The sequence below is a fragment of the Neisseria sp. P0022.S009 genome (assembly GCF_051956675.1).
In the GTDB taxonomy this organism is placed as follows: Bacteria; Pseudomonadota; Gammaproteobacteria; order Burkholderiales; family Neisseriaceae; genus Neisseria.
In genome coordinates this window covers 207,169-230,827 of sequence record NZ_JBQCXE010000003.1, presented here as the reverse complement: position 1 = coordinate 230,827, position 23,659 = coordinate 207,169, and the positions used below count along the sequence as shown (strand labels likewise).

13 protein-coding genes are annotated in these 23,659 nt (G+C 51.7%); 7 read left to right on the top strand and 6 right to left on the bottom strand.

Translation table 11 applies throughout. The annotated features are described in order from the left end of the window. Window positions 1-147 precede the first annotated feature (147 nt). The 3 genes from glgB to ACTHUG_RS06170 all read left to right on the top strand — a co-directional run bounded on the left by glgB (window position 148) and on the right by ACTHUG_RS06170 (window position 9,358). A complete protein-coding gene (glgB, locus tag ACTHUG_RS06180; RefSeq protein WP_440385663.1) occupies window positions 148-4,434 on the top strand; it encodes a 1,4-alpha-glucan branching protein GlgB in 4,287 nt (1,428 codons plus the stop codon). Between the two features lie 144 nt (window positions 4,435-4,578). Further along, window positions 4,579-6,564: a glycogen debranching protein GlgX gene (gene glgX, locus ACTHUG_RS06175; RefSeq protein WP_440385664.1), complete on the top strand. Its 1,986-nt coding sequence runs from the start codon at window positions 4,579-4,581 to the stop codon at window positions 6,562-6,564. Between the two features lie 313 nt (window positions 6,565-6,877). Continuing rightward, window positions 6,878-9,358: a glycogen/starch/alpha-glucan phosphorylase gene (locus tag ACTHUG_RS06170; protein ID WP_440385665.1), complete on the top strand. Its 2,481-nt coding sequence runs from the start codon at window positions 6,878-6,880 to the stop codon at window positions 9,356-9,358. Window positions 9,359-9,491: 133 nt separating this feature from the next. Here ACTHUG_RS06170 and ACTHUG_RS06165 read toward each other — a convergent pair whose 3' ends face one another. The 4 genes from ACTHUG_RS06165 to ribBA all read right to left on the bottom strand — a co-directional run bounded on the left by ACTHUG_RS06165 (window position 9,492) and on the right by ribBA (window position 17,626). Beyond that, the gene (locus ACTHUG_RS06165) at window positions 9,492-10,985 is read right to left on the bottom strand and encodes a surface lipoprotein assembly modifier (protein ID WP_440385666.1); all 1,494 of its coding nucleotides are present in this window, start codon (window positions 10,983-10,985) and stop codon (window positions 9,492-9,494) included. A gap of 218 nt (window positions 10,986-11,203) precedes the next feature. Then, entirely contained in the window at window positions 11,204-12,130 is a 927-nt protein-coding gene (locus ACTHUG_RS06160; RefSeq protein ID WP_440385667.1) for a Slam-dependent surface lipoprotein, read from the bottom strand. A gap of 280 nt (window positions 12,131-12,410) precedes the next feature. Next, on the bottom strand, window positions 12,411-16,031 hold the full coding sequence (tdfG, locus tag ACTHUG_RS06155; RefSeq protein ID WP_440385668.1) for a TonB-dependent receptor TdfG: 3,621 nt from the start codon (window positions 16,029-16,031) through the stop codon (window positions 12,411-12,413). A gap of 254 nt (window positions 16,032-16,285) precedes the next feature. After that, window positions 16,286-17,626, bottom strand: coding sequence for a bifunctional 3,4-dihydroxy-2-butanone-4-phosphate synthase/GTP cyclohydrolase II (gene ribBA / locus ACTHUG_RS06150; RefSeq protein ID WP_440385669.1), 1,341 nt, complete (start codon window positions 17,624-17,626; stop codon window positions 16,286-16,288). Between the two features lie 190 nt (window positions 17,627-17,816). Here ribBA and ACTHUG_RS06145 point away from each other — a divergent pair, with 190 nt between their 5' ends. Further along, entirely contained in the window at window positions 17,817-18,428 is a 612-nt protein-coding gene (locus ACTHUG_RS06145; protein ID WP_188213678.1) for a DUF4230 domain-containing protein, read from the top strand. A 65-nt stretch (window positions 18,429-18,493) separates the two neighbouring features. On the opposite strand, the gene ACTHUG_RS06140 is transcribed toward ACTHUG_RS06145, so the two are convergent. Both ACTHUG_RS06140 and tsaE read right to left on the bottom strand, forming a co-directional pair. Then, the gene (locus ACTHUG_RS06140) at window positions 18,494-19,741 is read right to left on the bottom strand and encodes an N-acetylmuramoyl-L-alanine amidase (protein ID WP_440385670.1); all 1,248 of its coding nucleotides are present in this window, start codon (window positions 19,739-19,741) and stop codon (window positions 18,494-18,496) included. Continuing rightward, entirely contained in the window at window positions 19,729-20,199 is a 471-nt protein-coding gene (gene tsaE, locus ACTHUG_RS06135; protein WP_063076419.1) for a tRNA (adenosine(37)-N6)-threonylcarbamoyltransferase complex ATPase subunit type 1 TsaE, read from the bottom strand. Before tsaE ends, ACTHUG_RS06140 begins: the two co-directional genes overlap by 13 nt. Before the next feature lie 171 nt (window positions 20,200-20,370). On the opposite strand from tsaE, the gene pheA reads away from it, so the two are divergent. The 3 genes from pheA (at window position 20,371) to prfH (ending at window position 23,631) form a co-directional block, all read left to right on the top strand. After that, a complete protein-coding gene (gene pheA / locus ACTHUG_RS06130; RefSeq protein ID WP_440385671.1) occupies window positions 20,371-21,459 on the top strand; it encodes a prephenate dehydratase in 1,089 nt (362 codons plus the stop codon). 397 nt (window positions 21,460-21,856) lie between these two features. Beyond that, a complete protein-coding gene (locus ACTHUG_RS06125) occupies window positions 21,857-22,990 on the top strand; it encodes an RNA ligase RtcB family protein (protein WP_440385672.1) in 1,134 nt (377 codons plus the stop codon). Between the two features lie 2 nt (window positions 22,991-22,992). After that, on the top strand, window positions 22,993-23,631 hold the full coding sequence (prfH, locus tag ACTHUG_RS06120; RefSeq protein WP_440385673.1) for a peptide chain release factor H: 639 nt from the start codon (window positions 22,993-22,995) through the stop codon (window positions 23,629-23,631). The last annotated feature ends 28 nt before the right edge of the window (window positions 23,632-23,659 follow it).

The window sequence follows — 23,659 nt, the reverse complement described above, 5'->3', positions numbered from 1 at the left end:
TTTACAAGACAGATAAATAGGAAATTTTGGCTCAGGTCAAATCAAGCGGGGAAATATGGGGTTTGTTTGAGACTACAATGAATTACATATCACGGTGCGGCAGAATCTGTATTAAGATTCAGATATTGGTAAAACAGGCAGAATGCAATGAGTGAAACATTGGAGCAGCAGGCGGTACAGGCCGGTATTGATTTAGGCTATCACGACATCAACGGGACATATCATGCGACAAAACCTGAAGTTTTGGAATCGATCGTTGCTGTTTTGAACAAAAGCAAACCGGATTCAGACGGCCTTTATCTGAATACGATGGTTGCGCATGAAAACGGCGAAGAATCTTTACAGATGCCGTCTGAATTTCATGGTGCGGAAGCGGTCGTATTGAGTGATGAGGCGGATGAGTGCCAGAACTTGACTTTATATCCGGGCGACAACGATACGCTTTGGATTAAGCTGCCCCAACTGGCTTGCGGTTATTACACTTTGTCGGCTGAGACTAGCAGCAAATGTTGCCTTATACGCCTGATTGTTGCGCCTGAATCGGTTTACCAACCCAAATTACTTGCCAATGGCGGTCGGATGAATGGTTTGACCATGCATTTGTACAGTCTGCGTTCCGAGCGTAACTGGGGCATAGGCGACTTTACCGATTTGCTGAATCTGATGAAATATGCGGCTGAGAAAAAGCTGGATTTTGTCGGTATCAATCCTTTGCACGCTTTGTTTACTAGCAAGCCTGCCTTTGCCAGCCCGTATAGCCCTTCTTCGCGCGAATGGCTCAATCCGATTTATTTGGATATTGAGAAAGTGGGCGCGTTTACTTATAACGAGCAACTGAAAAACTGGCTGGCACAACCGAAAATCCGTCAGCGCATTGCCGCTTTGCGTGTTACGGAAACGGTGACTTATACGGCAGTTTGGGCATGCAAGCGTGATGCGCTGCAGATGGCGTTTAACGCGTTTGAACAAGATACTTGCGAAGCTGCGGCAAATGAACGCGCTGCATTTGAAGCGTTTGTATTAGAAAAAGGCAAGGCTTTGCAGGGCTTCGGTTTGTTTGAGGCTTTAGACCAGTATTACAGCCGTCCCGGACAAGTGGGTTGGCAGTCATGGCCGTCTGAATTTCATCAACCTGATGGCGAAGCAGTAGAAAAATTCGCGCGCAGTCATGAGCGTGAAATCCGTTTTTATATGTGGCTGCAATGGCTTTGCGCGGAGCAATTGCGCGAAGTCAACCAAGCCGCTGCCGAATACGGTGTCAAACTTGGCATTTACGGCGATTTGGCAGTCGGCGTGGCGCGCGGCAGTGCGGACACTTGGTTAAACCGTCAAGATTATTGTATGGACGTATCGGTCGGTGCGCCGCCCGATCCTTTGGGGCCGACCGGGCAGAATTGGAATTTGCCGCCGCTTAATCCGTCGATGTTGAAGCATACGGGCTATGAAAAGTTTGCTCATCTGTTGCGCGAAAACATGCGTCTGTATGGCGTGTTGCGGATTGACCATGTGATGGCATTGTGTCGTTTGTGGTGGGTTTTAAATGATAAAACAGCAGATTTCGGCGCATATGTACATTACGATGCCGAAGTGACTTTTGCCATTTTGGCATTGGAAAGTCAGCGCAACCGTTGCGTCATTATCGGCGAGGACTTGGGGACGGTACCCGATCAAGCACGTTATCTGCTCAACCGCTATCAAGTGTTCTCCTACAAGGTCATGTATTTCAGCAAGGGCTGGAACGGTTTTCAGTTACCTGAAGAATACCCCGAACAGGCGATTACGGTCATCAGTACCCACGATGTTGCGCCACTGGCAGGGTATTGGATAGGCAAAGATTTGGATACGATGTTCAAACTCGGAACTTTGCCTGAAGCAGCCGCTTTTCAGACGGCCTTGGATGAGCGCGAACACGATAAAGCCGATTTGCTGGATAAATTGAAAGAAACTGGCTGTCTGGGTGCAGACGTACAAATGCCGGCAAAAGCCGATGAAACCTTGCTGGCGGCTTTGCACAAATACGGCGCATTGAGCCGCAGCAAGCTTTACGCCGTACAACTGGAAAACCTGCTGGGTGTCATTGACAATCTGAATGTCCCGGGTGTAACCGAAGGCTATCCGAACTGGGCGCAAAAAATGCCGGTTTCTTTGGAAGATTTCCTACAACACCGCCTCATGGGCGGCCAACTTGCCATTATTGACGAGGTACGCATGAAAACAAACAGCCAAATCAAGACTTATCATGAACTTGACCAAATCGAGCGCGATACGGTCGAAAGCCTGTTTCTTGCCACCCACAGCGATGTGTTCGCTTATCTGGGACGACACCGCCTTGCAGAGGGCGATGAAGTAGTACGCGTTTTGATTCCCGGCGCAGTAAGCGTGGATATCGTGAACCGCCGCAGCGGCGAACTCATCGTGCCGTCTGAAAAAATTGATGAACGCGGTTTCTTTGTGGCCGTCTTGCCCGATGATGCGCCCGATTACGCTTTGCGTATCCGTTACACCGAAGACACCGAGCCAGTGATTGAAGAAGACCCTTATCATTTCAGCTCTGCTTTGCAAGACATGGATTCCTGGCTGTTGGCCGAAGGCAAACACCTGCGTCCTTATGAGACTTTAGGCGCGCATTTTGCCGAGTTGGACGGCGTGAAGGGCGTACGCTTTGCCGTCTGGGCGCCCAATGCGCAACGCGTTTCCGTTATCGGCGAGTTCAATAACTGGGACGGCCGCCGCCATGTGATGCGCTTCCACCGCGACAACGGCATTTGGGACATCTTTATTCCGGCTGTCAAACTCAACGCCCTCTACAAATTTGAAATCCGCGATGCCAACGGCAATGTGCGCGAAAAAGCCGACCCGTATGCTTTCGGTGCGGAACTGCGCCCGACCACGGCATCTATCGTGCGCGGTTTGCCTGACGAAGTGGAAGAACCGGCTTTCCGTGCCCGCGCCAATGCCATTGATGCGCCGATCAGCATTTATGAAGTGCATTTGGGTTCATGGAAGCGCAATCCGGAAAACAATTTCTGGCTGACTTACGAACAGCTCGCCAAAGAATTGGTGGCATACGTCAAAGACATGGGTTTTACCCATATCGAGTTCCTGCCTGTTTCCGAATATCCGTTTGACGGATCGTGGGGCTATCAGGCAACCGGTTTGTATGCGCCAACCAGTCGTTTCGGTTCGCCGGAAGAATTACGCGCATTGATTAAAGCCGCGCACGACGAAGGCATCAGCGTTATCCTCGACTGGGTGGTCGGACACTTTCCGACCGATGATCACGGCCTGGCCAAGTTTGACGGCACCGCGCTGTATGAACATGCCGATCCGCGCGAAGGCTACCATCAAGACTGGAACACCCTGATTTACAACTTCGGCAGAAACGAAGTGAAAAACTTCCTGCAAGGCAATGCCCTGTATTGGATAGAACGTTTCGGCTTCGACGGTATCCGCGTTGACGCCGTCGCCTCCATGATTTACCGCAACTACTCGCGCAAAGACGGCGAGTGGATTCCGAACCAATACGGCGGCCATGAAAACCTTGAAGCCATCGCTTTCCTGCGCGATACCAACACCATGTTGAAAGAAGAAGTTCCGGCTGCGACCGAAATTGCCGAAGAATCTACTTCATTTGCCAATGTAACCCGCCAAGAAGGTTTGAACTTCAGCTTCAAATGGAATATGGGCTGGATGAACGATACCTTGCGCTACATGATGGAAGACCCCATCAACCGTAAATACCACCACAACAAAATGACCTTCGGCATGATGTACCAGTACAGCGAAAACTTCGTCCTGCCGCTTTCACACGATGAAGTCGTACACGGCAAACGCTCGCTGCTTGGACGGATGCCCGGCGACTGCTGGCAGCAATTTGCCAACCTGCGCGCCTACTACGGCTTTATGTACGGTTTCCCCGGCAAAAAACTCTTGTTTATGGGCAGCGAGTTTGCGCAAGGCCGCGAGTGGAACTACAACGAAGGGCTGGATTGGTTCCTGCTGGAGCAAGAGGGCGGCTGGCACAAAGGCGTACAAGACTTCGTACGCGAATTGAACCATGTCTATAAAGACACCGCGCCGCTTTACCAGCTTGACCAATGGCCGGAAGGCTTTGAATGGCTGGTCGCTGACGACGGCAATAATTCCGTTTTTGTCTTCGAACGCCGCGACCGCGAAGGCAACCGCGTTATCGTCATCAGCAACTTCACGCCTGTAGTGCGTGAAGGTTACCGCTTCGGTGTGAATTCTGCCGGCGAATACCGCGAAATCCTCAATTCAGACGACCTGCATTACAAAGGCAGCGGCGTTTCTGCCGGCGCAACGGTGGAGACAGAAGAAGTTTGGTCGCATGGCAAACCAAATTCCCTGTCTGTGACCGTACCGCCGTTGGCAACTGTTTACCTGTATCAGGCGGCAGTCAAAGAAGAAGCGTAAATCAACTTTGAGGGTGGGCATCCTGCCTGCCCAATCAGCTGAAAATTAAAGATAGTGACATCAATATGACTCAAGGCCGTCTGAAAGATTTTCAGACGGCCTTATATTGGACACGAAACCAAATACATACCAAGGAATCATTCTATGTCTGCCAAATCATGGCATATCGAGGAAGGCAAGCCTTATCCCATGGGCGCGATCCTGACAAGCAAGGGCGCGAATTTCACCTTGTTTTCCATCAATGCCGAAAAGGTCGAATTGTGTCTGTTTGATAAGGATAAAGAAACCCGTTTGGAGATGCCTTCGCGGCGTGGTTCGGTATTTTACGGATTTGTTCCGGATGTTAAGGCAGGGCAGCGATACGGTTTCCGCGTGTATGGACGTGAAAACGCAGAATACGGCTCATGTTTCAATCCCAACAAATTGCTGATTGACCCGTATTCCAAAAAAATTGACGGCAAACCAAGCTACCGTAACACCGAAGAAATGGCATGGTTCAGGCCGGAAGATGAACGCGACAATGCCGCCGTTGCGCCAAAAAGCGTCGTGGTCGGACGCAGCCGATTTAATTGGGCCAAAGATTGCCGTCCGGAAATACCGTGGGGCAAAACCGTTATTTATGAAGCCCATGTCAAAGGGTTGACCAAGCAATTCCCTGATTTGAAGTATGCAGGCACTTATAAAGCCTTGTGCGATAAACGGGTTTTGGTCTATTTGCAAGAATTGGGGGTAACGACGGTCGAGCTGCTGCCGATTCATTTTCATCTGGATGAATACCATCTTCAGCAGATGAGCTTGAGTAATTATTGGGGCTACAACACTTATTCCCATTTTGCCGTCGAGCCGTCTTATGCCGACAATCCCGAACGTGCGGCGGCGGAGTTTAAACAAGCGGTCAAAGCCCTGCATCAGGCAGGTTTGGAAGTGATTTTGGATGTCGTGTACAACCACACGGCCGAGCAGGATGACAAAGGCCCGATGCTGTGTCAGCGCGGTATCGATAACACCTTATGGTATTGGCACACCCCTTACGGCAATTATGAAAACTGGTCGGGTTGCGGCAATACGCTCAATATTGTCCGGCGCGATGTTACCCGTTGGGCGGCAGACAGCCTGCGCTATTGGGCGGAAGAGTTTCATGTCGACGGCTTTCGTTTCGATTTGGGAACCGTATTGGGACGCGAGCCCGATTTCCAATCGTACGGCCGTTTTTTCCAAGTCCTGTATCAAGATCCGGTTTTGGCCGGTTTGAAGCTGATTGTCGAAGCATGGGACATCGGTGAGGGCGGCTATCACTTGGGCAATTTCCCGCAACCTTTTGCCGAATGGAACGGCCGTTTCCGTGATGACATGCGCGCGTTTTGGTCATGGGAAAGCGGCAATTTGGGCGCATTTGCCGAACGCTTGGCCGGGTCGTCCGATATTTTCAACCACAGCGGCCGCCACCCGTCCGCTAGCATCAACTTCATCACTGCACACGACGGCTTCACTCTGCGTGATTTGGTCAGCTACAACGAAAAACACAACGAAGCCAACGGCGAAAACAACCGCGACGGGCATAATGAAAACATCAGCTACAACCACGGCGTAGAAGGCGAAACCGATGATGAAGAGGTGTTGCTCAACCGCGAATACACCTCCAAAGCGCTGCTTGCCTCCTTGTTTTTATCCAACGGTACGCCCATGCTTTTGGCGGGCGATGAGTTCGGCAACAGTCAGCAAGGCAACAACAACAGCTACTGCCAAGATAATCCGATTACATGGTTGGATTGGCAAAATGAGCCTCATGAGTTGCAAAATTACACTCAAGCGCTGATACGCGTACGCAGCCGAATCAAGCTGCTGACAGATGATTGCTGGTGGGAAAAAGAGCGTGTGCAATGGCTCAATGCCGATAGCAGCCCGATGACCGAATATTGTTGGCACAACAGGGGCAGCAAGGCGATTCAGGTTGTTTTGGACGACGAGTGGCTGCTGTTGGTCAATGCCAAACGTAGTCGTCAGTTATTTAACCTGCCTCAAGGCAATTGGGAAATTTCTTGCGTACCATCTGAGAAATTTAATTACGAAGAGGCTGGAAAATGTGTTGTCGAACACATGGGGATTTGGATTTTACATAAAACGAATTAAAGAAAAACCAAGCCGTTATATTGTTAACCCTTTGATATTTTGTCTGTATCCGTTGGGCCGAAGCTTGCATGGCATAAATGGAAATGTCGATGAGATGATGAGTGGTTTAATTTGTAATTAAATGTTTTATAAAGAAAAAATAATACGGAGTTGAATCTTTCAGTTATAATCCGTATCAAACCTGAAACAAACCTACCTATAAATTTTTCAGACGGCATTTATACTTCTTCAGGCCGTCTGAAAACTGAATAACGTTGTTTCTATAAACCATCAGGCGCGTTGTCCAAGTGCCTCAAATGAAAGAAAGGCTTCCATGGCTAAGCAAAAACTCCCCATCTCCGGCTACGATTACGTTATGCCCAAACCGGATGCAGAAACCATCCGCAAGTCCATTGTTTACAAGTTGATTTTCATCTTGGGCGTCGATCCTAAAGAAGCAACTTCACACCAATGGCTCAACGCCGCCATGTTGGCCGCACGCGACCTGATTGCCGAGGATTTCCTCAAAACACGCCGTGCCCACATCGACAACAGCAAACGCATGGTTTATTACCTGTCTATGGAATTCCTGCTCGGCCGTGCGTTTGTCAATGCGCTGATTAACGAAGGCGTTTATGCCGAGTTTGAAGAAGCCTTCAAGCAACTGGGCAAAGAATTTGCCGATGTCTGCGAACAAGAAGAAGATCCGGGTTTGGGTAACGGCGGTTTGGGCCGTCTGGCCGCCTGCTTCCTCGACTCATTGGCAACCCTGCGCATTCCTGCCATGGGCTACGGCATCCGTTACCAATACGGTATGTTCAAACAAGAAATCGTGGACGGCCAACAAGTCGAAAAACCTGATTTGTGGCTCGACCAAGATTTGGCATGGCAATTTGCCCGTCCGAACAAACAATATTCCGTCCGTTTCGGCGGCCAAGTATTGAACTTGGGCAACAAAAAAGAATGGCAGCCGAGCGAAGAAATCTCAGCTTGGGCATACGATGAAATTATTCCGGGCTATGGCGGCGAATGTGCCAACCCATTGCGCTTGTGGACTGCGCACGCAGGCAACCTGTTCGACCTTGCCGACTTCAACCGAGGTGACTATGCCTCTGCCGTTCGCGCACAAAACAGCGACGAAAACATCTCGCGCGTCCTCTATCCGAACGACTCTACCGATTCCGGCCGCGAATTGCGCCTGAAGCAAGAATACTTCTTGGTTTCCGCGTCCGTTCAAGATATTGTTGCACGCCACAAATGCCGTTTCCCAAGCATCCGTACGCTGGCGGACGAAGTTGCCATCCACTTGAACGACACCCACCCGGTACTCGCCATTCCAGAATTGATGCGCATCCTGATTGACGAAGAAGGCATTGAATGGACTGAAGCATGGAATATGTGCTGTAAGATTTTCTCTTACACCAACCACACATTGATGAGCGAAGCCTTGGAAACTTGGCAGGTTGACCTGATGGGCCGTCTGCTGCCGCGCCACTTGGACATCATCTTTGAAATCAACGCCTACTTCCTCAATGCCTTACGCGCCATCGGCAACTTCGACGACGACTTTGTCCGCCGCGTATCCATCATTGACGAAACCCACGGCCGTCGCGTCCGCATGGCATGGCTTGCCGTGATCGGTTCGCACAAAGTCAACGGCGTGGCCAAAATCCACTCCGATTTGATGACCACATCCATCTTCGCCGACTTTGCCAAAATATTCCCAGAACGCTTTACCAACGTAACCAACGGCGTCACCCCGCGCCGCTGGATCAACATCGCCAACCCGGGCCTGACCAAATTCTTGGACAAACATCTGGGCGACGAAGACTGGCGCCTGCATTTGGACAACCTGACCAAGCTCAACGACAAAGTGGACGATGCCTCCGTACAGGCAGAATTCGGCGCAGTGAAAAAAGCCGCCAAAGAGCGCCTTGCCAAATACATTGAAACCGAACTGGGCATCAAGGTTAATACCGATGCACTTTTCGACATCCAAATCAAACGTATCCACGAGTACAAACGTCAAGCGTTGAACGTGATGCACATCGTCGACCGCTACAACAAAATCCTGGAAAACCCGGATTTCGATTGGCAGCCGCGCGTGTTCATCTTTGCCGGTAAAGCCGCATCCGCTTATTACATGGCGAAGAAAATCATCCGACTGATTAACGACGTTGCCAAAGTCATCAACAACGACACCCGTATCCGCGACCTGATTAAAGTTGTGTTCATCCCGAACTACAGCGTCAGCCTCGCCCAAATCATCATCCCGGCCGCCGATTTGCACGAACAAATCTCACTGGCGGGTACAGAAGCCTCCGGCACCAGCAACATGAAATTCGCCCTCAACGGCGCGCTCTGCATGGGTACGCTGGACGGCGCGAACGTCGAAATTTTGGAAAAAGTCGGCGCGGACAACTGCTTTATCTTCGGTAACACCGTCGAGCAAGTCGAAGAAATCCGCCGCAACGGTTACGACCCGTTGAGCTATATCGAACGAGACAGCGACCTGCGCCGCGTCGTCAACCAAATCAGCCAAGGCACTTTCTCTCCGGAAGAGCCAAACCGCTACAACGACGTGTTGCAACCATACGGCGACTTCTATCAACTGATGGCCGATTTCCGCAGCTACATCGACGCGCAATACAAAGCGGACGAACACTACCGCAACGTATCCGCATGGCGCAAATCAGCCTTGATCAACATCGCCAACATGGGCTTCTTCTCATCCGACCGCTCTATCGCCGACTACTGCCGCGATATTTGGTACATCAAACCATTGAGCGAAAAAGAATTGCCCAGCAGAAATTAAGCGTTAAGCAGATAGCGAAAGCCGATACATCGGAAAGGTGTATCGGCTTTTTTTCAGACGGCATGAGATAGAAACGAGTAAAACAGTATGGTTATATTTATTACTGTTTTAGCGTATTTCTAAATGACTCAATTTAAAATCGGTATTTAAAATTTAGTAGCCATTCATTCTGACGGTATCGGTAATGTACTGTATTGCTATGGGAGATTGAGCGTCTGAAACGAAATTCAGGATACACACCTTTAAGGTTCCACTGAGGAAAGCCTGCAGCGGCTATCATGATGTATTGATTGTCGCGCCGCCGTCTGTTGTCGCTGACAAAACTTGCTGCGTCATAAAGACTGCGGCGGTGAAGCAGGATGGTGTTGAGGTAAGTACCGCTTGAAAAAAAACTATACACTCCCAGCCGTGTCGTATATTCCTTGCTGGAAGAAGATTTTTCGGGATAGGCTTTGCGTGTTGCATCAAAGTTGGCGAACAGGCCGCTTTGGGGTGTGAAAGAAAATTCTGCCCCTACGCCTAGTTCGTATTGCTTATAGTCGGCAAAATAATCTTTGTTTTGTCCGCCGTATCCGGTCTTTTTTGCTCCGGCATGTGAGTTAATGCGCCAGCGAGGGGAGAGTGTGCGTGACCAGTTGACATCCGCACCCCATGCGCGGTAGTGGGTGTGGCGGTTGCGGAAGTCGTATTCGAAATAGGGCAGCAGGGAAAAGGAGGAGCGTGCGTCGGCATAGGCATATCCCGCATACAGCGAACCATTGTGATAGCCGTAATCCGGCATGGCCGCCGAATCTTTGTCTTTTTCCGTGTAGCGGTTGCCGTACAGGACACCGCGCACCTGTACACCGTGATGCCCTTTGAGCGGGACGGTTCTTTCGGCGGTTGCGCTATAGGATGAGAAGGTCGAATCCGTTGGCGCAGGCAGGGTGCGCTCCATCAGGCATATGCCCGCGATTTCCCACACGCATTGGCTGATGCCGTTGCCTTGGTTTACATTGCTATTGTAGCCGTAGCCGAGGCTGATTTGGCCGTGCCAGCGGCGGCGTTTGCCCAGTTCGGATAGGTAGTGTTCCACGATGGGGCGGGTTTCAGCAGGAATATCTGTTTTCAGAACTTTTTCAAATGCGGCGGCGGACTCTTTGTTTTGGTTGTCTTCGGCATAAAACCGCCCCGCTTCGAGCAGCAGGCGTGGGTTGTCGGGTTCGGCTTCCAAGGCCGTCTGAAAACTGTTCCCCGCCGCGCGAGAATCTCCTTCGGCCCGTTTTTGCAGCGCATCGGCCAAATGAATCAGCGCGGGTTTGTGCTGCGGCAGTTTGGCATAGCGGGCGGCAAACTGTCGCACCTTGTGCCACTGCCGCGCGTTGAGGGCGTGGTAAATCGCACTTTCCAGTTCTTCCGCCGTATCGCCGACTTGGTAGACTGTACCGTCTATCATGATGTAGCTGTCGTTTTCTCCCACTTCCCCGTGTGCCTGTTCCGTGTCCAGCCAGTCACTTTCTCGATATTGCTGCGTTTGGCGGCTGCTCTCATCCAGCAGGCGGCGGCGTTCATCTGCGGCATCGTTGGACGGAGCGGCAAGGCAGACCGTACAGAGCGGTAGAAAAAGCAGGCAGAAGTGGTATTTCATGGGATGGGGTCCTTTGGGCGGAGAGGCTGTCTGAAAGAAGTAAAAACAGAAATTCCGCAAGGCAATGCAGGTTTGCACGGCACTTCGAAAACAGGTCAGCCGCAGTATATTTATGCCTACTGCGGCTGCGGTTAAAAAACGGCGGTTTTCCTGATTGCGGGAATGGACGGCCAAACGCCGAAAACACCGGCATTCCCTAATCGCATAAGCAGGCAAGGTTATTTTTTCGCGCCGCCGAAGGCTACGTCTTTATCTGCGCCTGCACGATCCACGATACCTGCCAAGGCTTCCGCTCCGCTACCATAGAAGCGTCCGGTAATATGCTCGGTATTTTTATGGTTATCAAATTTACCGCTGCTTTCGATTTTGGTATTGGCAAAATTGATGCTGTCTCCGGCGCGGGAAATAGTGCCGGCCAGTTCATTTTTACCTGTTCCATAGTTGGCGGTCAGTACGCCGGTATAGAAATCATTTTTCCCTGGAGTATGCTTGTTAATACCTAATACATTGTATTTCGCATTGACCAGTTTCGGCATATTAGCTGTCGGATTCTCACCCACGAACCAAACCGTGCGGTTGCCGTCGTTCATATTCAAATCCGTGCTGTTGGCAATCTGATTGCTGTTGCCTTTGCGCGGTGCCCATTCGCCGAAGAAGACGTTGGTTGCCGCAGTCGGCACTTTGGCAAAGGTCATGCCGCCGAATTTCGGTGCAATCGGCAACAGCGGGTCAGCCATTTGGCGTACGCTGAACACCTCGGTGTTGTTGGCGCGTTTTTCATACCAAACTTGTCCGAGTTTTTTCGAGCTGAACCAGCCCAATACGGGATTGACATCACCTGGGGTGAGGTATCTCGGATTGGCCGCACCGTTTACATTGGCGTTCTGATTGCCGCCGTTGATGGGTGCGTTGCCGTATTTGGTGCGGATGCGTTGCGCGGGACCAGCTTGGAGGTTGATAGAATTGGATAAGCCATTGCCTGTGCTGACTTTGATGCCGGCAGCACCCGAACCAAAGGGCAGGGAATCGGATGTTTTGGGTTCGATTAAGTTCAGTTTGCTTGAACCACCTTCCACATTAACTGCATAAGCAGAGCTGAAGGTTGCAGTCAAAAGGACAGCGAGGGCTAATTGTGATACTTTCATGATTTTTCCTTTTAAAGAAAAGATATGGTGGATACCGCTGTTTTGTCTCGAGCGGCAAGGTGTATCGGGTGTTACCGATAGGGCGCATATTAATATAAATAAAAATATAAATCTAATTAAAACTCATTATCAAATGTAAAGTGCGGATTGCATTTGTTAATATTTTATTTTTAATATCATTGCATTATCATCTAAGAAATACAAAAATTATAGTAACGGTAACAGGTTGTAGCCGACGGGCAGATTCCTGCCCGTCGGCTACATAGGATACAGTCAAGCCTTAAAACCTACCCTTGATGCCGAAGGTAACTGTCCTGCCCGGGCCGGGGACAGGAGTGCTGGACATGGGGTCTAAGTAGTAGCGGTTGGCGAGGTTTGTTACTCCGAAGTTCAAGTCTATATGTTTCCCTATGCGGTAGCGGGCATAGGCATCAAGCAGGGTGGCGGCGTGCCAGCCGTAGGGTTTGCCGTTGCGCTCATACACCTGCCCTGCGCCGTCGGCAATCAGCTTGTCGTAGTTTTTCCGTTCCGCCTTGCTGTGATGGATGGCGCGCATGCCCAATTCCAGTCTTTCGTTGAAGAAGCGCGTGCCGACATCGAGGGTAAGCGAATATTTCGGCTGCAAGGACTGGAAGAAGCGGCTGAGGCCGAAGCCGCCTTCAAGGCATTCGGGTACGCGTTGCAGGTAATAGTCGAATTTGAAGGCGATGCCCTTGTCGCACACCATATGTTTCAAGCGGTAAGTGCCGCCGAAGGAGGCAAAGAAGCGGCCGCTGTCGAGGCGGCTTTGCAGTTCTAGCCCCTTGCTGATTGCCTTGTCGTATTGGATCATGCCGCCGTCCATATTCGAGGTGTCGATTTGGTTTTTGATTTTGTTGCTGTAGTAGGTGAGGCGGATATCGCCTTGGCGCAGCTTGGCGAAATGCGGGGCGAAATTGAAGTTGTAGCCGACTTCCCAGTTGGTGCTTTTTTCCGGCTTCAGGCTGTATTCGGCCACGGTCTCGCTGCCGTACAGACCGCCGCTGCCGGTGGCGGCGGTCAGTTCGTAAAGGCTGGGGAAGCGGCTCATGCGGGCATAGCGGGCGAAGAGGCGGTGGTTGTCGGCAAGATCGTAGCTGACCGACAGCATGGGCGCCCAGGAATGCGCGCGCTGTTCCTGCGGCATGCGCCAGCGGTCGGCTTCGCCGAATTGATGCCGGATCCAAGCGGTACGATTGTAATCGCTGCCATATTTCAGTACCTGATTATTGTCTTCTTTTGACGGAATTTGGTTTTCATTGGCCATACGTTCCATTTCTTCGCGTACCGGGTCGGTCATGTAAATATGCGATCCTGGGATATAGCGACGGTAGCTGCCGCTTTTTCCCTGCGGATTGTTTACCCTTTCGCGGTACATTTCCGGCGTAATCTGCACTTTGCCGTGATCAAATTTGCCCGCGACCATTGGGATAATTTGCTTGCGGCGCAGGACGTAGAGTACACCGTTGTTTTTATCCGCTTGGTAACTTTGAAACAGGCTGCCGTCGGCTTTGCTGTAAAGCCGTGTTCCCGAGACGAATGTATCGCCCGGACGGTAGTCATAGCCGTTTTTTTCCTTAAAGCGGCGGTTGAGCCTTTGATATTCTTCAACCTGTCCCCCGATTCTATCAGGGTCATAAAGCTGCTCCATCCGCCGCTGGCTGGCAATATCTTCTTCATCCGCCAATTCGTAATAAGGCATCATCAGGCCGGTAACATAGCTGTCCGAACCCAGGCCGTACTGATACCAAGGGTTGCGTGCGGCACGCTGCCGCGCCAGTTCGATATTGCGTCCTTTAAAGTTCTGATAGCGCACGCCCGCCTGTATGTTCAGGCGGGAAGTCGGTTTCCAGTCGAAGACCAGGTTCGCGCCCCATTCGCGCTTTTTCGCCGACTGCGGGCCGCCCAAGGCTGCCATGCGGGTCAGTACGCCGAACGTGTTCATCAGGTCGGCGCTGTTAGCGATGTCGGTGCGTTCTTCCAGTGTTTCGCGCTGGTAGTCGGCGGCAAGGGTGAGGCTGAGTTTGTCGGAAAGGCGGAAGCGGTTGCTGAGGTTGAAGCCGTTGCGGACGACGTCGGTACGCTGCCGCGCGCCGGGAATGATGATGCGGTCGGGATGTTCGATGTAGTAGCGTTCCTGATTCAGCTTTTGCTTCAGTTCGGCCAGGTTCATCAGCCTGCCCAGATGGTTGGTCTGGTCGGTCATCACATTTTTATCGGCGGGCGTAATGGCGTAGTAGCCGCCCGTATGCCCCATCCAGCGGTCGGTAATCGCACGGTTGTTTTCATCGTACTGGGCCAGCCTGCGGGCGATTTTGTCGGGCGTGTCTTCTATCATGCGCAGCACTTCTTCATGGGTTCGTGCCGAACCGTAGGCGTTCCACGTCATCGCGTCTTCGCAACTTTCCGTTCTAAGACCGGGAGACTGCCGTTTGCGTATGTTGCACCAGTACCAGATGTCGTAGTCCATGTCGGGCGTGGTTACGCCGACGACGGGGCCGCCGCTCTGATGGCGGTTGCTGTCGGTCTTCACCCGCCACATATCGGCCTGAAAATCTATCCACTTGTTGTCCTGCGGCTTCCATTCGTAGCCGATTTTGTAGGTTTTACTGTCGATTTTCGTCCCTATCCCTGGTGCCTGCTGCGCGGGGTCATTTAGGGATTGTTCGCTGAAACCGAGTATCCATGCCGTTATCAGGGGGTTGATTTCACCGAAGCCGATTTTGTTGTCCATATATTGCAGGCTGATTTTCTGATTGCCCGGCAAATACCAGTTATTTTTCAGCAGCAGGGTTTTGGTGTCGGTGTGGCTGTTCATGATTTCTTCGCCCGGCCTGAACAGGATGGCCATATTCGGCACCAGGCTGGCGGAAGATTTGCAGAGTATGTCTTTTTCCCGTTGCGATTTATCGGGATACTGGTCGTAACAGGCATCCGCACCGTAAATGGGGTTGTTGAGGTAGCTTTGATAGCCACGTTTGCCCGCGTAGTAGTTGCCCTTTTGACGGTGGCTGTATGCGGCAAGGCCGTCTGTAATGTCGGTTTTAAAGGCGGCGGACAGCATCAGCTGCCTGTCGTCTTTGAAGTTGGTGTGGCTTTTGCCGCCCGAGAATTTCGTGTCGGCTATGCCTTCGTCCAACAACAGGGCGGTGGGGGAGGGTTTGCCGGTATAGCCGGTCAGCACGTCCGCCATACCCGGTGTACCGTCCGCCGTCGCGCCTATGGGCGAGAGGGTGCGGTAGTCGCGGCCTAAGAATTGGCGCAAGTCGTTTTTCTGCGCCACGGTGTTGCCGGAAAATTCGGTTTTGACTTCGATTCCCCAGTTTCTTCCTTCGGGGATGATGTCGGAAGGTTCGATGGTGCGGATGGACATCGCGCCGCCGACGCCCGATTTCACGCCGCGCGTGAGGGCGGGGCTTTTTTCCACCGCGATGCTGCGGAACAGGGCGGGGTCGAGGTAGTTGCGGTCGCCCACGCCGTAGTTGTTGAGCCAGACATCGACCGTTTGCTCCGTGCCGTCCAGCGTTACGGGAATACGGCCTTTGCCGGTGATTCCGCGTATATTAGGCGTAATCGCGCCGCCAGCGGTGCGGGTGTTCATGTTGTACACGCCGTTTAAGCCTTTGAGTACGTCGCCGGCGGATTGGACGCGGTAGCGTTCGAGGTATTCTTTGCCGACGTAGGCGTTGGAAACGTTTTTGTAATACACATCGTCCGCGCCTTTTTGGTCGTTGGTACGTTTGCCACTGACAACAACGGTATCCAATTCTTGGTATTGTTCGGGTTGAGCTGAGGTTTCGATGACATTAGCAACGGTTAATGTACTGAATGCGCTGGCAAGGCTGAGAATGATTATTTTGGGTTTGGGAGTAAAAGCAGACATAGTTTCTCTTTGTTAAGAACTTAATATAAGAGGTTAAAATACTCTTTTATATGAAAAATATAAAATTTTTAAATATTATTAATATTTATCTAATAATTGATTATTCTTATTATTATTGAAATAATCTAATAAATAGTCTTTTTTATTGTGATTTTATTTGGATCATATTCAGATAAATAGAGATATGAAAAGGCCGTCTGAAACCTTTCAGACGGCCTTTTGTTTCATTTGTTTTGAGCATCAATCAAGCAAGATTATTTTTCAGCTTCTTCAAAGCCGACGACTTCGAGGCCGAAGCCGGTGAGGCCGGTGAAGGATGACGGTTGGCCGAGGACGCGCAGTTTTTTGACGTTGAGGCCGGCGAGGATTTGTGCGCCTATGCCGTAGCTTTTGCTATCCCATTTGTAGGCTTGGTTGGCGCCTTTGGGCAGGGTGCGGTCGAGCAGGGTGGCGCCGTCTTCGGTGCGGTGCAGGAGGATGACGACGCCGCTTTCGGCTTGTTGGATGCGCTCAAGGGCTTTGGGCAGCGACCATGAGTGGCGCGGGTTGGTTTGGATGAAGTCCATGACGCTGAAGGGCTCGTGGACGCGGACGAGGGTTTCTTCTTCGGCGGAAGGTGTGCCTTTGACAAGGGCAAGGTGGGTTTCACCGGAGAGTTTGTCAACGTAAACGTGTTGTTGGAACTCGCCCCACGGGGTTTGTACGGGCGCGTTGCCCATGTCTTCAAGCAGGCTTTCGGTACGGCTGCGGTATTCGATGAGGTCGGCAATGGTGCCAATTTTGAGGTTGTGTTCTTCGGCGAATTTCATCAGCTCGGGCATACGCGCCATGGTGCCGTCGTCGTTGATGATTTCGCAGATGACGGCGGCGGGAATCAGGCCGTTCATTTGTGCCAGATCGACGCCGGCTTCTGTGTGTCCGGCGCGGACGAGTACGCCGCCTTTTTGGGCGCGCAGTGGGAAGATGTGGCCGGGTTGGACGATGTCTTCGGGTTTGGCGGATGGGGAAACAGCGGTTTGAATGGTCAGGGCGCGGTCGGCGGCGGAAATGCCGGTGGTGATGCCGTGGGCGGCTTCGATGGAGACAGTAAAGTTGGTGCCGTATTGTGCGCCGTTTTTCTGGGTCATCATGGGCAGGCCGAGTTTTTCTACCATTTCGCCGTCCATCGGCAGGCAGACCAGGCCGCGTGCGTTTTTGATCATGAAGTTGATGGCTTCGGGGGTAACGAATTGGGCGGCCATCAGCAAGTCGCCTTCGTTTTCGCGGTCTTCGGCATCGGTGATGATGACCATTTTGCCGGCTTTGATGTCTGCTAGGATTTCGGGGATGGTGGAGATGTGGGACATGGTATTTCTTTCTTGGCTGATGGTGGGGGCGTGGCGGTCTTGATGGTCTTGATCCAGCCACATGTCGGGCATATTGGCTGCCTGCTCGATTTTTCGGGCTTTTTTCTCGCCGAAAGATTTGTTTTTCAGCAGGGCGGACAGCTCGCCTTGGTTGATGGCGATGGCTTGGGCAAACTTGGTTTGCTGGCCGTTGTGGTGTTGTGTTATCCATTGCCGCAGGTTGAGGCGGCGCAGGTCGGTGGTATTCATGATGGGATGAAGTTGAATTGTGTGTAATGGATTGTAGTCTTGTCTTTACCAAAAGGCAAACTTTGTTTGCGGGGATTTTTTTATTACTTTTTGGTAATGAAATTTATTGTTTCAGACGGCCTGAATATGGCTTGAAATTGATGGTTTTGGGAGAATATGGGGAATGTTTTGATGATTATTTTAACGGGGGATGTTTGAAATGAAAATGTTTGGGCGCGGATTGGCCGTGCTGGTGTTGTGTGCGCTGACTGCTGCGGGCGGCTGGTTTTATGCTCTGCATGGTCAGAACGAAGAACATCAGGTTTTGTCCCGCGAAGGGGTTTTGATGCAGATTAAGCAGATGAACCGCTTGGAAAGTACGGCATTTTATATCGATACGATTATCCGTACGGAGAAAAAAGGGGATTGGCGCAGGCTGTGGCAGGATTCGCAAAGCGGTATTTTTATTGTGCGCGGTAAGGTGTTGGCCGGTTTGGACTTGGACAAATTAGGCGCGGACAATGTCAATATTGTGGACGACAAGGTCTTAATCAGCCTGCCGGCGGTGGAAATTTTGAGCGTGGATTTGGAAAATATCGAAGTGTACGATATTCAGACCGGCTCGTTTAATTTGCTGCCTATGGATAAGTCGGTATTTAAGACGGTGCAGGAAGAGGCAAGACGGCAGGTGTTGCAAAGCGCGTGTAAGGCTGAGATTTTGGAACATGCCAACCGTCAGGCGCAAATGCAGTTGGAAAACTTGTTTGCATTGACGCAGACGAAGGTATCCGTCTATCCGGCTGCGGTAGGGAAGTGCGGTTAAATAGATTGCTTGCAAAGATAAGGCCGTCTGAAAATTTTTCAGACGGCCTTTGTTTCATCAAGCCATTATCCGCGGCGTAAAACGGCGGTATTGATGTATTTTTGAATGCCTGTTGCAATGGCTTGGGCACATTGTTGGCGGAATGATTCACTGCCGAGCAGCCGCTCTTCGGTAGGGTTGGAGAGGAAGGCGGTTTCCACCAAAATGGACGGAACATCCGGCGCGCGGAGGACGGCAAAGTTGGCTTCGTCAACGCGGCCTTTGTGCAGTTGGTTGAGCTTACCCAATTCGGTCAGCACCAAATGTCCGAGTTTGCGGCTGTCGCGCAGGGTTGCGGTTTGGGTCATGTCTAAAATCGTGTTGTCGACGTTGTGGTTGCCACTGGTCTGAATACCGCCGATGGCGTCGGCGTTGTTTTGGGTTTGGGCCAGGAATTTTGCCGCCGAGCTGGTCGCGCCTTTGGTATTGAGCATGTACACGCCGGTACCGCGTGCGGACGGGCTGGTAAAGGCATCGGCGTGAATGGAAACAAATACGTCGGCATTGCGCGCGCGGCCTTTGGCGACGCGGATGCCCAAGGGAATGAAGATGTCTTCGTTGCGCGTCATGAATACGTTGTAACCCAAGGCTTCGAGGCGTTTTTTGGTTTCGCGTGCGATGGAGAGTACGACGTTTTTCTCTTTGAGGCCGCTCGGTCCGATGGCACCGGGGTCTTCGCCGCCGTGGCCGGGATCGATCATAATCACGGGACGGCGGTTGCCGCCGCTGCCGCGGTTGCTTTTAGGGGCGGGGGTGTCGTATGCGGTGTTGGTATTGGGACGTTGTTTGGGGACGCTGCCGTTGAGCAAGGCCATCATCGGGTCGTTGGCATCTGCGCCGTGCGGATAGAGGTCGATAACCAAGCGGTTTCTGAAGTTGCCGACAGGGGTGAGCGCAAAGACTTGCGGATGGGTGCTTTGTTTGAGGTCGATGACGATACGCACGGTATTGGGCGTATTTTGACCGGCGCGGATGCTGCGGATGAAAGGGTCGTCAGACAGCACTTTGCTGGAAATGCCTTGTAGGACGCTGTTGATTTCCGCACCTTGGATATCCACGACCAACCGGCTGGGGTTGTCCAACATAAAATGTTGGTATTTCATCGGGTGGTTGCTCTCAAGGGTAACGCGTGTGTAGGCGTGCGCCGGCCAAATGCGGACGGCAAGGAATTGCGCAGGAGAGGCCGGTTTGGCCAATGCGGCCCCCACGGGCGTGAGGGTGAGAAATAGTCCTGTGCCTTGACGGAGAATGTGTCTTCTAGTTAATTTGACCATGATTCTAAACTTTTTCGGCCTTGGTTTGTATGGGCGGAAAAGGTGCAGGTTCTGCCCTTATCGGTGTACGTCAATGTAATGGTAATGTCTGCCGGAGGTGTGAATTCCCCGCCTTGCTGCGGCCATTCGATGAGGCAGATGCTGTCGGGCGCAAACAATTCGTCCAAACCGGCATCTTCCCATTCCTCGGGCATGGTAAAGCGGTAGAGGTCGAAATGGTGGAGGGTGAATGTATCCAGCGGATAAGATTCGACAATGGTGTAAGTCGGGCTTTTGACTGCGCCCGTATGCCCCAGTCCGCGCAAAATCCCGCGTGTCAGCGTGGTTTTGCCTGCACCCAGCCCGCCTTCAAGATAGATGGTCAGCGGAGCGGAAAGCTGCTTGCTCCATTCTTCACCCAGTTTCAGGGTTGCTTCTTCATCGGGTAGAAAACGGGTGTACAGTCCGTTTGAGTGCATGGAATAGGCCTTGTCGTTCAAAAGGCTTAATTATGATGGAATTGGCGGCGTTTGCAAACCTGATAGACGATAAAGTTAGATAAAGATAGTGTTGAGGTCGTCTGAAAACGGAATTCAGACGGCCTTTAATGTTAAAATCAAAATATCCCCCACAAAATTGCGAGACAGCTTATGCCTTTATCCATAGACGAACAATTATTGCCGCACCGCAATGCCATCGACAGCATCGATGCGGAAATCCTCCGTTTGCTCAACGAGCGCGCCGGTCATGCGCATGCTATCGGCGAATTGAAAGGGACAGGCGCGGTGTACCGTCCTGAACGGGAAGTGGCCGTTTTGCGCCGGATTCAGGATTTGAACCGCGGCCCTTTACCGGACGAATCGGTTACCCGGCTGTTTCGTGAGATCATGAGCGAATGTTTGGCAGTGGAGCGTCCGCTGACGATTGCCTATTTGGGCCCGAAGGGGACATTTACCCAGCAAGCCGCCATCAAACATTTCGGCCACGCCGCACACACCATGGCGTGTACCACCATCGACAACTGCTTCAAACAAGTTGAAACGCGCCAAGCCGATTATTTGGTGGCACCGGTCGAAAATTCGACTGAAGGCTCGGTGGGCCGTACTTTGGACTTGCTGGCCGTAACCGCGTTGAAAGCCTGCGGCGAAGTGGTTGTCCGCATCCATCACAACCTGCTGCGTAAAGACAGCCACGAAAGCGGCGGCATTACCAAAGTTTTCGCCCATGCCCAAGCCTTGGCGCAATGCAACGACTGGCTCGGCCGCAACCTGCCTAATGCCGAGCGTATCGCCGTAGCCAGCAATGCCGAAGCGGCGCGTTTGGTTGCCGAGTCTGACAGCCCGAATGTGGCCGCCATTGCTGGACGTATCGCCGCGGAAATTTATCAGTTGAGTTTTGCCGCCGAGTGTATCGAAGATGAGCCGAACAACACCACGCGCTTCTTGGTGATGGGCCATCAAGAAACCGGCCGCAGCGGCAACGATAAAACCTCTTTGGTCGTCTCCGCACCCAACCGTGCCGGTGCCGTTACTTCTTTGTTGCAACCTTTCACCGAGTTGGGCATTTCCATGACCAAATTTGAAAGCCGCCCAAGCAAATCGGTTTTGTGGGAATACCTGTTCTTCATCGATATTGAAGGCCATCAAAGCGATGAAAATGTCCAAAAAGCCTTGCAGCTTTTGGGCGAACGCGCTTCCTTCGTGAAAGTTGTCGGCTCTTATCCGACCGTTGTTTTGTAAGAATTATTGGGTATCAAAGGCCGTCTGAAAAGTTTTCAGACGGCCTAAATCATGTTCTTAATAGTTGCCATTTATGCAACATTATTGGCAGATTGATGTCAGTAAGTTTGCATGATTGGAAATGAACCCTCTATAATCCGAACGTTTTTAATATTTTCATGCAAAGAAAGGAGCAAGCCATGACACGCAATACTTCAATCCGCTCAATCACATTCTTTGCAGCCCAAGCGTCGGTCTGATTTTCGGATAACGCTTTTCGCATTCCATGTCGCCCGCTTCGGGCTGCTTTCCCTACGATTATCGGCTAGAAACCAGGCCGTCTGAACATTTCTCAGACGGTGGCTATTTATTGTCATCTGCTGACGGTTTCTATCCGTTTTAAAGAAAGCATAAACACATGGGCAATTATCCCCATCATATTCAAATTATTGCCGATTCAAATACATGGATTGAAGGCAATGCTGTCGCACAGCTTGAAACCACCGCCCGATTACCGCATATGTTGCGCGTTGCCGGAATGCCGGATTTACACGCAGGGCGCGGTTATCCGGTTGGTGCGGCATTTTTCAGCGACCGTCATTTTTATCCTGCCCTGATTGGGAACGACATCGGTTGCGGCATGGCGTTTTGGCAGACCAATTTACGCGCAGCCAAACTCAAACCGGCCAAACTCGCCAAACAGCTCGGTAACATCGATACGCCGCTAGACAAAGACGAACAGGTCGATTTATTAGGCTACGCTGTCGATATGCGCCAATTTTCAGACGGCCTTGCTGTAGGTACGATTGGCGGCGGCAACCATTTTGCCGAGTTGCAAACCGTTGACACCGTTTATCGCGCCGATCTGCTCCCGATAGATTTTGATGAAAACCATCTGCAACTGTTGGTGCATAGCGGTTCGCGCGGATTGGGCCAGCAGATTTTGCAACGCCATATTGCCGCCTTCGGGCATCAAGGTTTGGCGGAAGAGGGCGAAGCGGCGGCGGCCTATCTTGCCGAACACCAAACAGCCCTTGAATTTGCCAGCCTTAACCGCCGTTTGATTGCGGCCAGAATGCTCGACCGGTGGCGCGCAGAAGGAACATGCCTGCTCGATGTCCACCATAATTTTTTGGAGCAAACCGAGATTGACGGCATAACCGGTTGGCTGCACCGAAAAGGCGCAACGCCCACCGATAAAGGCTTGGTCATGATACCCGGCTCGCGTGGCGATTACAGCTATCTGGTCCGACCTGCCGAAGATTGCCAAATTTCGTTGAATACCTTGGCTCACGGCGCAGGTCGGAAATGGCAGCGCGGCGAATGCAAAGGCAGGCTGTCGCACAAATATACTGCCGACAGCCTGCGCCAGACCGAGTTTGGCAGCGTAGTCGTTTGTCAGGATAAGGCCCTGATTTTTGAAGAAGCACCGCAGGCTTATAAAAGCATCGACAGCGTTATTGCCGCCATGAAAAATGCAGGTTTGATTGAATTGGTTGCGCGGTTTAAACCTGTTTTGACCTATAAAACCGGCGGTGAGTGTGGAGCGTAAAGATGAAACAGAATACACCAGCGGTTTATCTGCAAATTTCCACCGCGCAAGGGCCGGCAGAGTGCCGTATATTTGCCCGTTTCGTCTTGGGCAAGCTGCTTGCCGAAGCCCAAGCCAAAGGCATTGATGCCGAACTTGTTAACGAAACCGCCGATAAGCACGGCATTTTGTCGGCGACGCTCAAGTTGGCAGGGCAAAAAGCCGAAAGCCTAGCGCAAACTTGGCAGGGGACGCTCCAATGGATATGCCCCAGCCCCGTCCGCCCGAAACATCCGCGCAAAAATTGGTATATAGGCGTTTTCCGTTTGCCCGATATGCCACAGACGTATGAAATGCCGTCTGAAAACGGAATCGAGTTTCAAACCTGCCGTTCGGGCGGTAAAGGCGGGCAACACGTCAATAAAACCGAGAGTGCCGTCCGCGCTACCCATAAAGAAAGCGGCATTTCCGTGCGGGTCGAGAGCGAACGCAGCCAGCATGCCAATAAAAAATTGGCGGTAATGTTATTGGCGCAAAAGCTGGCGGAGCATCATGCCGGACAGGCTGGAAGTTTTGTGCAGGAGCAACACGCGCAACTCTATCAAGTTGAGCGCGGCAATCCGAAAAGAACGTTTGTCGGTACTGCTTTTAAGGAAAAGTAATTTGCCTGCCGGATAAGGAGGTATTTAA

Excerpts from the sequence above, each read along its gene's own strand:
- glgB (WP_440385663.1), top strand. The coding sequence starts at position 148 with ATGAGTGAAACATTGGAGCAGCAGGCGGTACAGGCCGGTATTGATTTA.
- glgX (WP_440385664.1), top strand. The coding sequence starts at position 4,579 with ATGTCTGCCAAATCATGGCATATCGAGGAAGGCAAGCCTTATCCCATG.
- ACTHUG_RS06170 (WP_440385665.1), top strand. The coding sequence starts at position 6,878 with ATGGCTAAGCAAAAACTCCCCATCTCCGGCTACGATTACGTTATGCCC.
- ACTHUG_RS06165 (WP_440385666.1), bottom strand. The coding sequence starts at position 10,985 with ATGAAATACCACTTCTGCCTGCTTTTTCTACCGCTCTGTACGGTCTGC.
- ACTHUG_RS06160 (WP_440385667.1), bottom strand. The coding sequence starts at position 12,130 with ATGAAAGTATCACAATTAGCCCTCGCTGTCCTTTTGACTGCAACCTTC.
- tdfG (WP_440385668.1), bottom strand. The coding sequence starts at position 16,031 with ATGTCTGCTTTTACTCCCAAACCCAAAATAATCATTCTCAGCCTTGCC.
- ribBA (WP_440385669.1), bottom strand. The coding sequence starts at position 17,626 with ATGAATACCACCGACCTGCGCCGCCTCAACCTGCGGCAATGGATAACA.
- ACTHUG_RS06145 (WP_188213678.1), top strand. The coding sequence starts at position 17,817 with ATGTTTGAAATGAAAATGTTTGGGCGCGGATTGGCCGTGCTGGTGTTG.
- ACTHUG_RS06140 (WP_440385670.1), bottom strand. The coding sequence starts at position 19,741 with ATGGTCAAATTAACTAGAAGACACATTCTCCGTCAAGGCACAGGACTA.
- tsaE (WP_063076419.1), bottom strand. The coding sequence starts at position 20,199 with ATGCACTCAAACGGACTGTACACCCGTTTTCTACCCGATGAAGAAGCA.
- pheA (WP_440385671.1), top strand. The coding sequence starts at position 20,371 with ATGCCTTTATCCATAGACGAACAATTATTGCCGCACCGCAATGCCATC.
- ACTHUG_RS06125 (WP_440385672.1), top strand. The coding sequence starts at position 21,857 with ATGGGCAATTATCCCCATCATATTCAAATTATTGCCGATTCAAATACA.
- prfH (WP_440385673.1), top strand. The coding sequence starts at position 22,993 with ATGAAACAGAATACACCAGCGGTTTATCTGCAAATTTCCACCGCGCAA.